The organism is Xanthomonas sp., from assembly GCF_017163755.1.
In the GTDB taxonomy this organism is placed as follows: domain Bacteria; phylum Pseudomonadota; class Gammaproteobacteria; order Xanthomonadales; family Xanthomonadaceae; genus Xanthomonas_A.
In genome coordinates this window covers 49,977-61,365 of the sequence record NZ_JAFIWC010000003.1, presented here as the reverse complement: position 1 = coordinate 61,365, position 11,389 = coordinate 49,977, and the positions used below count along the sequence as shown (strand labels likewise).

The following is an 11,389-nucleotide window of genomic DNA, read 5'->3' as shown; positions in this document are numbered from 1 at the left end:
GTTCCAGTTTCGCATCGAAGTCGGGGCGAGCAGGTCTTTGACGGGTGACGGCAACACGCCATAGCTGACGCAGAGTTTCGGCACAGGGATTTGCCGAACCCAGCACCGAGCCGCCGAGCATTCGCGCCGGCGTAACCTAAGTGAGCCTAAGCGCCCATTGAGTCGATCAAGCCGCTGCCGGCAGGCAGGCTATCGCGGTGGTGACTTGATCGGCTTCATCACTACTGGAGTTACTGAGACTGCAGCCGAGCACCAAGCACGACATCGCCTCGAGTTGCGATATCGAGGGTCCTACCACAAGCCGGGAGCGACGCGCCGACGCGGCCGCGGAACTCTAGCTTGAACCTTTAGACGCAGCCATCGCGGCGGCTTGCAACGTCGCCGGTCGGAGCCCAACACGGATCGGTGACGGCAGACAGTGCGCAACGGTCGCGCCCGGTGCAAACGCACCGTCCACAAACTCCACCTGCTTCCTAAGCCGCCCCTGGATCGGAAGCCTCCAGCGCATACCGCCGCTGGCAATGCTCGCAGAAGAACGCGCGGCGCTGCGCCTTGCCGAGATGCTTGCGGTAGGTCAGCAGGTGGCCGTCACGCGGACAGGTGGTCTTGGTATGCACCTGGTAGTGCTTCTTCAGCACGAAGGCCTTCTTCCAGTGGTAGAAATCGAAGCTGTACTCGCGCGCCTGGGTCACCAGCTCGGCCAGCTTGCGCGGCGGCAATGCCCCGACCTCGCTCTCCGGATGCACGCGGATGCGGTGCAGCACCTCGTTCTTGATGATGTTGCCGACCCCGGCGAACACGTCCTGGTCCAGCAGCGCATCGGCGGCCAGCGTGCGCGGCCGCAGGCGCAGCTTGCGCCGCGCCTGCGCCGCGTCCCAGTCCGGGTTCATCACGTCCGCGCGCCAGTCGTAGGCCTCGTCCAGCGCGCCCTCGATGAACTTGACCGAACACGCGTAGAAGTTCAGCTCCTCGCCCGTGGCGAAGCCCAGGCTCAGCCGCGCCGGCGCGTCCTTGCGCGCATTGATCCGGTAGCTGCCGAACAGCAGGAAATGGATGCGCACGCTGAACCCGTCGAACTCGATCAGGAAGTGCTTGCCCCAGCTGCGCAGCGACAGGATCTTGCGGTCGAGCATCCGCGCCAGGTCCTGCTTGCTGTTGCCGGACACCCGCAGCACCTTGCGGCCCGCGAACGCGGCCGCCTCTTCTTTCAGGATGACGATCGAAGGACCTTCAGGCATGGCCGCAGTATCGATGTCCGCCGTGAGCGAACCGTGAGCCCAAGCGCGCGGCACGGCCTCCCAAGAAGACGCCAATTCGATGTTGGTGCCCGCCCTGAAAGAAGTGCATGCATTCGCCGCTGCACCACCTTCGCAACGCGGCACGCAGGCACCGGCTTTCTGCCTTGTCGGCGAATAGCGCCTGCAGTGCATCGGCGCAGCCCGCGGCCTCCGGCGCGGCCATGGCGGCGGCGACCAAACCGCACAACGAAAAGGCCACCCGCGGAGGTGGCCTTGATCGTCTGTCGCGTGGTGGGCGGTGCAGGGTTCGAACCTGCGACCCTTGCCGTGTGAAGGCAATGCTCTACCGCTGAGCTAACCGCCCGTGTCGCGAGCCGCACATTATAGGGCCGCCATCGCTGGCGTCAACGGCCCCCGCGGGCGCCGCGCCTGCGCGGCGCGCTACATGGTCTGGGTGGGCTTGTCGGCGTTGAGGGTGCCGGCCAGTTGGGTCTCGATCTTGGTGCGGATGGTCTCGCCCTCGCTGTTGTCCGGCAGTTGCACGCCGATGCCGGCGGTGCGGTTGCCCTGCGCCCCCATCGGGGTCACCCAGATGACCTTGCCGGCCACCGGCAGGCGTTCGCTGGAATCGGGCAGGGTCAGCAGCAGGAATACCTCGTCGCCCAGGAAATAGCGCTTGGGCGTGGGCACGAAGATGCCGCCGTTCTTCACGAACGGCATGTAGGCGTTGTACAGCGCCGCCTTGTCCTTCACCGCCAGCGACAGGATGCCCTGGCGTCCGCTCATCGCACTCATCGTCTCTCCCCTCTTCGTGCCGGGCGATCGCCATCGCGCCAGGCCAGCAACAGTTCCGCGATGGCCAGGTCGGCGCGCACGGTGGTACGCAGCAGGTCGCGGGTGCGATTGGCGGCGTCGAACCAGGCGGCCAGCTTGTGCAATCGCGCCGGGTCGGTCAAGCCGGCCTGCGACGCCTGCGCCAGCGCCAGGTCCGCGGCATGGCCCAGGCGCTGCTCGGCATGGCCATCGCCGCTCCAGCGCAGCGCCGCCTCGACCGTGCCCAGCTTGCCGGCGGCCACCTGCTCCAGGTCCGCGGCCACCTGCCGGCGCAGTTTCAGCCCGTCCTCGCGCAGCCATTGCGCGGCCAGGCCGGGATGGCCGCGCGCGGCGTCCAGCGCCTCGCGCGCGGTCTTCTCGGGGAAGTCCTGGGCCAGCAGCCAGGCCAGCGACTCCTCCTGCGGCGGCAGCTTGAACTCCAGCCGCTGGCAGCGGCTGCGGATCGTCGCCGGCAACCGCGCCGGCTGCGCGCTGATCAGCCACAGGTAGCGGCCGGGCTGCGGCTCCTCCAGGGTCTTGAGCAGGGCGTTGCAGGCCGAACGGTTGATCGCGTCGGCCGGGTCCACCACCACCACCTGGGCGATGCCGTACTGCGGGGTCAGCGACAGCTTCTGCGAGACCTCGCGCACCTGCTCGATCACGATCTCGGTGCGCAGCTTGTCGCCGGTGCGGTTGGGGATGAACGAGACAAGTTGCAGGTCCGGGTGGGTGCCGGCGGCGATCAGCTGCGCGCTGCGCAGGTTCGCGGCCGGCTCGCCCTGGCCCAGCACGTGCGCGGCCAGCTTCAGCGCCACCGCGCGCTTGCCCAGCCCGTCCGGGCCGCAGATCAGCAGGCCGTGGCCGAGCCGGCCGGCGTCGAGCGCGGCGATGGTCTGGTCGTAGGCGCGCTGCTGCCAGGGGGCGAAGGGCAGCGTGTCGGTCGAAGCAGGGCTCACGGCGCGCGCTCCTGCCGCACCCAGTCCGCCAGCGCCGCGGCCACCTCGCCCGCCACCGCCTGCGGCGGCAGGCTGGCGTCGATGATGCGGAAGCGCTGGGGCTCCTGCGCGGCGCGCTGGCGGAAGCCGGCACGCACGCGCTGGAAGAAGTCGTCCTGCTCGCTCTCGATGCGGTCCGGCCACAGGTCGCGGCCGCTGGTGCGGGCGCGGCCGATCTGCACGTCCAGGTCCAGCAGCAGGGTCAGGCCCGGCTGCAGGCCGACCGCGCGCCGCTCCAGGTCGGCGATCCAGCCGCGGTCCAGGCCGCGGCCTTCGCCCTGGTAGGCGTAGCTGGAATCGGTGAAGCGGTCGCTGACCACATAGGCGCCGCGCTGCAGCGCCGGACGGATCACCTCGCGCACGTGCTGCGCGCGCGCGGCGAACACCAGCAGCAGTTCGGCCTCCGGCGCCAGCGGCTCGGCCGGTTGCTGCGACGGCGCGTTGTCGAGCAGCAGTTCGCGGATGCGCTCGGCCAGCGGGGTGCCGCCGGGCTCGCGGGTCAGCAGCACTTCGTGGCCCTGCGCCTGCAGCCAGTCGCGGATCGCGTTGATCGCAGTGGTCTTGCCGGCGCCCTCGCCGCCTTCCAGGCTGACGAAGCGGTGGTGCCGCAGCAGCGCCTGGCTCATGGCGTCACCGGCCCGGCGGGGGCGCGGCGCTGCCGCAGCTGTTGCAGATAGCGCGCCACCGCCGCGGTGTGTTCGGCGTAGCTGGAGGTGAACACGTGCGCGCCGCTGCCGTCGCCCACGGCGACGAAGTACAGGCTGTCGCCGGGCGCCGGATTCACCGCCGCGTGCAGCGCGTCGCGGCCGGGCATCGCGATCGGGGTCGGGGTCAGTCCGGTGCGGGTGTAGGTGTTGTACGGCGTGTCGGTTTCCAGGTCGCGCTTGCGGATGTTGCCGTCGTAGGCGCTGCCGATGCCGTAGATCACGCTGGGATCGGTCTGCAGCTTCATGCCCAGCCGCAAGCGGCGCACGAACACCCCGGCGATCTGCGGCCGCTCGGTGGCCAGGCCGGTCTCCTTCTCCACGATCGACGCCAGCGCCAGCGCCTGCTCCGGCGACTGCAGCGGCAGGTCGGCGGCGCGCGCGTCCCAGGCCTGCTTCAACGCCTGCTCCATCGCCGCATGCGCGCGCTTGAGCAGGTCCAGGTCGCTGTCCTGGCGCTGGTAGAGGTAGGTCTCGGGCAGGAAGCGGCCTTCCGGGTGCTGGCCGGGGTGGCCGAGCCGGGCCATCAGCTCCGCGTCGTCCAGCGCGGCGGTCTCGTGGCGCAGCGGCGTGGCGGCGTTCAGCGCCGCGCGCAGCTGGCGGATGTTCCAGCCTTCGACGATGGTGAAGCGGTAGTGGATCACCCGGCCCTGGCGCATCCGGGTCAGCAGCTCGCGCGGGCTCAGCGCCGGCTGCAGCGCGTATTCGCCCACCTTCAGCTTGCCGGCCGCGTCCAGCTGCCGCGCCAGCAGCTGCCATTGCAGCTGGCTGCCCTGCTCCACGCCGGCCGCGCGCAGCTTGCGCAGCACGCTGTTGAACGAATCGCCGCGCGCCACTTCCACGCTGGGCTGGGCGCTGTCGATCGGCCGGTCGGCGAACGCGCTGTAGCGCTGCCACCACCACGCGCCCGCGGCGGCGGCGAGCAGCGCAAGCGCCAGCAACGCCGCCAGCACGGCCAGACATCCGCGTTTACCACCTGCCACAGCCACCTCGATGCGAATTCAGCGGGGTGCAGGATACCGCGCGGCCGCCCCGGCCGTTACCCCGGCGCCGGCGCTCACGGCGCCAGCGCGCGCAGCAGGCCGCGCGCCTTGGCGCGGGTTTCGTCGAGCTCGCGCTCGGGCTGCGAGTCGACCACGATGCCGGCGCCGGTGCGGAACTGCGCCTGCGCCCCGTCCACTTCGGCGGTGCGGATCAGGATGTTCAGGTCCAGGTCGCCGTCGCGGTTCAGCCAGCCGAACGCGCCGGTGTAGGCGCCGCGCGGCCCCTGCTCCAGCTCGGCGATGATCTGCATGCAGCGCACCTTGGGGCAGCCGGTGATGGTGCCGCCGGGGAAGGTGGCGCGGATCACCTCGCCGGGGGTCACGCCGGCGCGCAGGCGCCCGCGCACGTTGCTGACGATATGGTGGACATGGGCGTAGCTCTCCACCGTCATCAGTTCGTCGACCTCGACGCTGCCCGGCGCGCACACCCGCCCCAGGTCGTTGCGCTCCAGGTCGATCAGCATCACGTGCTCGGCGCGCTCCTTCGGATGCCCGACCAGTTCGCGGATGCGCGCGGCCTCGTCGTCGCCCGGCGCGCGCGGGCGGGTGCCGGCGATCGGGCGCGTCTCCACCACTTCGCCGCGCACCGACACCAGCCGCTCCGGCGACGAGCTGACCACCGCACGTCCGTGGCCGACGAACAGCCCCGCGAACGGCGCCGGATTGGCGGTGCGCAGCTGCGCGTACAGCGCCGCCGGGTCGAGCGCGGCGGCGAAGCGCGCCACCCAGCGCCGCGACAGGTTGACCTGGAACACGTCGCCGGCGCGCAGATAGTCGAGGATGCGGCGCACGCCGTCGACGAAGCGCTGCGGCGGGTCCTCGTCGATCGCCTGCGGCGCGGTCCACGCCGGCAGCGGCGCGATCGCCGGCATGGCGCGCAGGTCGGCGAGCAGCGTGTCCAGCAACGCGCCGTGATCGGCCTCGGCCAGCGCCACGCACTCGCCGCTGGCGCGGTCGCGCAGCACCGCGGCCGGGCAGCGCAGCGCCAGCGCCAGCGGGGTGCCGCGCGCGTCCTGCGGCAGCCGCAGCACCGGCTCCACCTGCGCCGCCAGTTCGTAGTCCAGCAGCAACGCCCAGCCGCCGCGGAACGGCCAGCGCGGTTCCTCGCGCGCGCAACGCGCCGCCCGCCAGCGCGCATCCAGTGCGGACAGGAAATCGCCTTCGGCCGCGTCGCCCTGCAGGTCCCGGGTGGTGCCGTCGCGGTCCAGCCGCAGGCCGCCGCCGTCGGTCATCAGCAGCAGGTCCCAGCGCCCTTGCGCGGTGCCGGACGCGGCCGATTCCAGCAGCAGCGGATAGCGCTGCGGCGACAGGCGGTGCAGCGCCAGCAGGTCGGTGTCGGCGGGCAGCGGGACGGTGCGCAGCATCGGATATCCGGAAGGGAGGATCAGGTGACGGGGATGCGGGCGCGGCTGGATGGCGCCATGCCCGAACCGTTGCCGGGCCTGCAGTATTGCGCAGCGGGGATGCGCTGGATGCAGATACCGCGCGGCTGCGAGGGCCGGGCCCAGGTCCGCCGCTCTGCGAGACAATCCGCCCGCGCGCATGGCGGCAGGCGCCGCCCGAGCGGATCGGGCTGGCAGAAGCGTCCCCTCATCCGCGCTTTGGGCACCTTTTCCCCTCGCATGCGGGAGAAGGACGTCTACGGTCGTACTGGCCGCAGTGGACGCGACCGAACGCGCAGGCAGGCTCTACGAGTCCCGAGTCCCGAGTCCCGCCCCCACTCAGATCCGCTTGAACACCAGCGTGCCGTTGGTGCCGCCGAAGCCGAAACCATTGGACATCGCCACGTCGATCTTCTTCTCGCGCGCCACGTTCGGCACGTAGTCCAGGTCGCAGCCTTCGCCCGGCTCGTCGAGGTTGATGGTCGGCGGGATGATGCCGGTGTGGATCGCCATCACCGAGAAGATCGCCTCGGCGCCGCCGGCCGCGCCCAGCAGGTGGCCGGTCATCGACTTGGTCGAGCTGACCATGGTCTTGTAGGCGTGGTCGCCGAGCGCGCGCTTCATCGCCAGGGTCTCGGCCAGGTCGCCCAGCGGCGTGGAGGTGCCGTGCGCGTTGAGGTAGTCGATCTGGTCGGGGTTGAGCTTGGCGTCCTTGATCGCCATCGCCATGCAGCGCGCGGCGCCTTCGCCGGTGTCGCTGGGCGCGGTCATGTGGAACGCGTCGGAGGTGGCGCCGGAACCGGCCAGCTCGCAGTAGATGCGCGCGCCGCGCGCCTTGGCGTGCTCGTACTCTTCCAGCACCAGGATGCCGGCGCCGTCGCCGAGCACGAAGCCGTCGCGGTCCTTGTCCCACGGCCGCGAGGCGCGGGTCGGATCGCTGTTGCGGGTGGACATGGCCTTCATCGCGCAGAAGCCGCCGACCGAGGTCGGCGCCGAACCGCGCTCGGCGCCGCCGGTGACCATCACGTCGGCGTCGCCGTACTGGATCATGCGCATCGCGGTGCCGATCGAATGGTTGGACGTGGCGCAGGCCGACACCGCCGAGAACGTCGGGCCCTTCAGCCCGCGCAGGATGCTCAGCTGGCCCGGCAGCATGTTGATGATGGTGGCCGGCACGTAGAACGGGGAAATCTTGCGCGCCCCGCCCTGGTGGAATTTGATGGTCTGCTCTTCGATGCCGAGCAGCCCGCCGATGCCCGAGCCGATGATCGCGCCGATGCGCTCGGCGTTGGCTTCGTTGATCTCCAGCCCGGAATCGTCCAGCGCCATGAACGCAGCGCCGATGCCGTAGTGGATGAACGGATCCATCTTCTTCACGTCCTTGGCGGACACGAACAAGGTGGGGTCGAAATCCTTGATCTCGCCCGCGATCTGGGTGGTGAATTGCGAGGCATCGATCTGCGTGATCGGGCCGATGCCCGAACGTCCGTTGACGATCCCGTCCCAGCTGCTGGCCAGGTCATTGCCCAACGGCGATATCAGGCCCATGCCGGTTACGACGACGCGACGACTCATTGCGAAATCTCCTCACCGCAGCTGCGCGGATTTGACGCTGTAAAAGCACAGGGCCGCATGCGCGGCCCCATGGGATTGTCACGCGGACCGGACCCTGCGGCGCCGATCGCGATCAAGAACGATCTTCAGCTCTTGACGTGCGCCTTGACGTAGTCGATGGCCTGCTGCACCGAGGTGATCTTCTCGGCTTCTTCGTCCGGGATCTCGCACTCGAATTCTTCTTCCAGCGCCATCACCAGCTCGACGGTGTCCAGCGAGTCCGCACCCAGGTCATCGACGAACGATGCGCTGTTGGTGACTTCTTCTTCCTTGACGCCGAGTTGCTCGACGACGATTTTCTTGACGCGTTCTTCGATGGTGCTCATTTGGGATATCGCTCCAGATGGAGTAGTGGTGGTTCAAAAACGCCATCGGGCTGCGATGGCCGCGGTGGATAGTGTAGTGGAAACCAGCGGGTGCTTGCATCGCTGCGAAAGACCCAGCCGATCAACCACTTAGGCGCGCTCCTTGCGTCCTATGCTTACGGCATGTACATGCCGCCGTTCACATGCAGGGTTTCGCCGGTGATGTAGCCGGCTGCCGGGCCGGCCAGGAACGCCACCGCATGCGCGATGTCCGACGGCTGGCCGAGCTGGCCCAGCGCGATCTGCTCGAGCAGCGCGGCGCGCTGCGCGTCCGGCAGCGCCTTGGTCATGTCGGTGTCGATGAAGCCCGGCGCGACCACGTTGACGGTGACGCCGCGCGAACCGATCTCCTTGGCCAGCGACTTGGAGAAGGCGATGATCCCGGCCTTGGCCGCCGCGTAGTTGGACTGCCCGGGATTGCCGGTGACGCCGACCACCGAGGCGATGTTGACGATGCGGCCCTTGCGCGCCTTCATCATCCCGCGCATCACCGCCTTGCTGGTGCGGAACACGCTGGTCAGGTTGGTGTCGATGATCGCCTGCCAGTCCTCTTCCTTCATCCGCATCAGCAGGTTGTCGCGGGTGATGCCGGCGTTGTTGACCAGGATCGAGATCGCGCCGAACTCCTTGCCGATCGCATCGATCAGCGCGTCCACCGCCGCCGCGTCGGTGACGTCCAGCGCACGGCCGTGGCCGCCGGACGCGGCCAGGCGCGCGGCGATCGCCTGCGCGCCGCTTTCGGAGGTGGCCGTGCCGATGACGGTGGCGCCCTGTGCGGCCAGCTCGTCGGCGATGGCCGCGCCGATGCCGCGGCTGGCGCCGGTGACCAAGGCGATCTCGCCCTGCAATGGCTTGCTCATCTGCTGTTTCCTCGGGAACGGGCGGCGCCGCAGGCGCCTGGGGGACGAGGCCGGCGGCACCCGCAAGGGGCGCCCGGCAGGAAGATCAGTGGACCCATTCGTCCAGCGCGCCGGCGAAGTCGGCCGGGGTGGCCAGCGGCCGCGCCTCCAGCGACTTGTCGATGCGCTTGATCAGGCCGGTGAGCACCTTGCCCGGGCCGCACTCGGCGATACGGGTCGCGCCGCGCGCGGCCAGCGCCTGCACGCACTCGGTCCAGCGCACCGGCAGGTACAGCTGCTCGACCAGCGCCTGGCGGATCGCATCGACGCCGTCGTGCACGCGGGCATCGACGTTCTGCACCACCGGCAGCTGCGGCGCGTGCCAGGCCAGCCCGCGCATCGCCTCGGCCAGGCGGTTGGCCGCCTCGCGCATCAGCGGGGTGTGCGACGGCACGCTGACCGCCAGCTTCACCGTCTTGCGCACGCCGCGCTCGGCCAGCAGCGCCAGCGCGCGGTCGACCGCGGCCGCATCGCCGCCGATGACGATCTGGCCGGGAGAGTTGTAGTTGGCCGGGACCACCACCTGGCTGCCGGCGGCCTGCACGCAGGCGTCCTGCACCAGCGCATCCTCGGCGCCGATCACCGCGGCCATCGCGCCGACGCCGGCCGGCGCCGCGTCCTGCATCAGCTGCCCGCGCAGCCGTACCAGGTGCGCGCCGTCGCGCAGCGACAGCGCGCCGGCCGCGACCAGCGCGGTGTATTCGCCCAGGCTGTGCCCGGCCAGCAACGCCGGACGCGCGCCGCGCTGCGCCAGCCACAGCCGCCACACCGCCACGCCCGCGGCCAGCAGCGCCGGCTGGGTGTATTCGGTGCGGTTGAGCATTTCCTCCGGACCGCCCTGCGCCAGCGCCCACAGATCGACGCCCGCGCCATCGGAGGCCTCGACGAAGGTGTCGCGGACCTGCGGGTGCAGCTCGGCCAGTTCGGCCAGCATGCCCAGCGACTGCGAACCCTGGCCTGGAAAGACGAAGGCTAAAGTGGAATCGGTCACGGAAAAGCCCAACAGCGAAAAACGAGCGGCGATGATAAGGGCGAAACCGGCCGTACGTCTGTACCCGGGCGTATGTGCGCGCGCCGGCGCGCCGCCGGCCTCCTCGACCGTGGCGTGACGATGCCGCCCGACATTGCGCCGCAGGTGCGCGCCGCCGACGCCGGACCGGTCAAGCCATTGCGCCGCGGTGGCGCTGGCGGCACGCGTCGCTGCGACCGCATGCCACGCGCACGCCCGCATGGCCGGCCTCGGAACCGCGCCGGCTGTTTCGGGCCGGCGTGACGCACATGGATGCGCACCGGCGCATGCGCGCCCTACAGCGCAGCGGCCCTCGACGCTCCGCGCGCCGGGCCCGCAGCCGCGTACATGCCCGCAACCGTTGCTTCGCGAACAGCGCATCGCGCGCGCGGCAACGATCGCTGTTCTTTGGAAAAGCGGTGCAGTTGGGACGCAGGCCCCGCAGCACGCGCGACGCCCTGGTGTGGGCATCCCCGTCGCCGCAACGCTCAATCGCGGTCGGGCGCTCCCAGCGGGAAGTACGCGCGATAGGGCCGCGCCTCGTCCACCGCGCGCGCGAACGAGGGCCGCGCCAGCAGGCGCGTGCGGTAGGCGATGACGTTGCCGAACGACGCGGCGATCGGATGCGTCCAGTCCGCATAGAAGAGGAACGGCGCGGCGGCGCAGTCGGCCAGGCTGAAACGATCGCCGGCCGCCCAGGTGCGGCCTTGCATGGTCCGGTCCAACCACGCATAGGCGGTGTCGAGCATGGCGCGCGCGTCGGCGACGCCGCGCGGGTCGCGCTCGCCCTCCGGGCGCAGGCAATCGAAGACCAGCTTCTGCTGCGGCGTGGCGAGGTAGTTGTCGAAGAAGCGGTCCATGAAACGGACCTCGAGCGCCGCGTGCGGATCGGGCGGCAGCAACTGCACCGGTCCCGGATGGCGCAACGCCAGATGCTCGATGATGATCGTCGACTCGGCGATCGTGCGGCCCTCGTCCACCAGCACGGGGAAGCGCTGCATCGGCCAGCGCGCGGCGAGTTCGGCCATCGGCTGCGGGTCGTCGCTGGACAATTGCCGATACTCGAACGGCGTGCCGTTTTCGTACAGCGCGGTCAGGACCTTCTGGCAGTAGGACGAGAACGGATGGGCGTAGAGCTGCAAGGTCATCGTCGATCCTCGGGACAATGGCGAAGGCGGATGCCTTGCCTGGCCATGCGACGATCGGCGGCAACGGAAATCGACATGCGCGACATCTTCGCGAACGCGGCGGATCGGCCGCCGGCGCCAGCGGCGATCCGGGCGCGCTGGAAGTTCGCCAAGGCGGCTGTTCCAACCCCGCGGCGGCG

12 protein-coding genes and 1 tRNA gene are annotated in these 11,389 nt (G+C 70.3%); all 13 read right to left on the bottom strand.

The features are described 5' to 3' along the window. Window positions 1-473: 473 nt before the first annotated feature. Window positions 474-1,238 carry a DNA-formamidopyrimidine glycosylase family protein gene (locus JR065_RS03060; protein WP_206231990.1) on the bottom strand — a complete coding sequence of 255 codons (765 nt, stop codon included), beginning with the start codon at window positions 1,236-1,238 and terminating at the stop codon, window positions 474-476. Window positions 1,239-1,527: 289 nt separating this feature from the next. Next, window positions 1,528-1,602, bottom strand: a tRNA-Val gene (locus JR065_RS03055). A gap of 77 nt (window positions 1,603-1,679) precedes the next feature. Then, the gene (locus tag JR065_RS03050; protein ID WP_206231988.1) at window positions 1,680-2,033 is read right to left on the bottom strand and encodes a PilZ domain-containing protein; all 354 of its coding nucleotides are present in this window, start codon (window positions 2,031-2,033) and stop codon (window positions 1,680-1,682) included. Further along, entirely contained in the window at window positions 2,030-3,007 is a 978-nt protein-coding gene (locus JR065_RS03045; protein WP_343237240.1) for a DNA polymerase III subunit delta', read from the bottom strand. The genes JR065_RS03050 and JR065_RS03045 overlap by 4 nt, the downstream gene beginning before the upstream one ends. Beyond that, entirely contained in the window at window positions 3,004-3,672 is a 669-nt protein-coding gene (gene tmk, locus JR065_RS03040) for a dTMP kinase (protein ID WP_206231986.1), read from the bottom strand. Before tmk ends, JR065_RS03045 begins: the two co-directional genes overlap by 4 nt. Beyond that, window positions 3,669-4,745: an endolytic transglycosylase MltG gene (gene mltG, locus JR065_RS03035; RefSeq protein WP_206232211.1), complete on the bottom strand. Its 1,077-nt coding sequence runs from the start codon at window positions 4,743-4,745 to the stop codon at window positions 3,669-3,671. Before mltG ends, tmk begins: the two co-directional genes overlap by 4 nt. A gap of 62 nt (window positions 4,746-4,807) precedes the next feature. Continuing rightward, on the bottom strand, window positions 4,808-6,157 hold the full coding sequence (locus JR065_RS03030) for an aminodeoxychorismate synthase component I (RefSeq protein ID WP_206231984.1): 1,350 nt from the start codon (window positions 6,155-6,157) through the stop codon (window positions 4,808-4,810). A gap of 357 nt (window positions 6,158-6,514) precedes the next feature. Then, window positions 6,515-7,750 (bottom strand): beta-ketoacyl-ACP synthase II, encoded by a 1,236-nt coding sequence (gene fabF / locus JR065_RS03025; protein WP_206231982.1) that lies wholly within the window; start codon window positions 7,748-7,750, stop codon window positions 6,515-6,517. A 125-nt stretch (window positions 7,751-7,875) separates the two neighbouring features. After that, complete coding sequence (gene acpP, locus JR065_RS03020) at window positions 7,876-8,115, bottom strand: acyl carrier protein (protein ID WP_046981398.1); 240 nt, start codon at window positions 8,113-8,115, stop codon at window positions 7,876-7,878. Between the two features lie 155 nt (window positions 8,116-8,270). Continuing rightward, window positions 8,271-9,014 (bottom strand): 3-oxoacyl-ACP reductase FabG, encoded by a 744-nt coding sequence (gene fabG, locus JR065_RS03015; protein ID WP_206231981.1) that lies wholly within the window; start codon window positions 9,012-9,014, stop codon window positions 8,271-8,273. A gap of 85 nt (window positions 9,015-9,099) precedes the next feature. Continuing rightward, window positions 9,100-10,044, bottom strand: a complete 945-nt coding sequence (gene fabD / locus JR065_RS03010) for an ACP S-malonyltransferase (protein WP_206231979.1) — start codon at window positions 10,042-10,044, stop codon at window positions 9,100-9,102. A 506-nt stretch (window positions 10,045-10,550) separates the two neighbouring features. Beyond that, window positions 10,551-11,210, bottom strand: coding sequence for a glutathione S-transferase family protein (locus tag JR065_RS03005; protein WP_206231978.1), 660 nt, complete (start codon window positions 11,208-11,210; stop codon window positions 10,551-10,553). After that, window positions 11,207-11,362, bottom strand: a complete 156-nt coding sequence (locus tag JR065_RS03000) for a hypothetical protein (RefSeq protein WP_206231976.1) — start codon at window positions 11,360-11,362, stop codon at window positions 11,207-11,209. Before JR065_RS03000 ends, JR065_RS03005 begins: the two co-directional genes overlap by 4 nt. Window positions 11,363-11,389 lie beyond the last annotated feature (27 nt).

Coding starts and splice junctions, on each gene's coding strand:
- JR065_RS03060 (WP_206231990.1), bottom strand. CDS start 1,238: ATGCCTGAAGGTCCTTCGATCGTCATCCTGAAAGAAGAGGCGGCCGCG.
- JR065_RS03050 (WP_206231988.1), bottom strand. CDS start 2,033: ATGAGTGCGATGAGCGGACGCCAGGGCATCCTGTCGCTGGCGGTGAAG.
- tmk (WP_206231986.1), bottom strand. CDS start 3,672: ATGAGCCAGGCGCTGCTGCGGCACCACCGCTTCGTCAGCCTGGAAGGC.
- JR065_RS03030 (WP_206231984.1), bottom strand. CDS start 6,157: ATGCTGCGCACCGTCCCGCTGCCCGCCGACACCGACCTGCTGGCGCTG.
- fabF (WP_206231982.1), bottom strand. CDS start 7,750: ATGAGTCGTCGCGTCGTCGTAACCGGCATGGGCCTGATATCGCCGTTG.
- acpP (WP_046981398.1), bottom strand. CDS start 8,115: ATGAGCACCATCGAAGAACGCGTCAAGAAAATCGTCGTCGAGCAACTC.
- fabG (WP_206231981.1), bottom strand. CDS start 9,014: ATGAGCAAGCCATTGCAGGGCGAGATCGCCTTGGTCACCGGCGCCAGC.
- JR065_RS03005 (WP_206231978.1), bottom strand. CDS start 11,210: ATGACCTTGCAGCTCTACGCCCATCCGTTCTCGTCCTACTGCCAGAAG.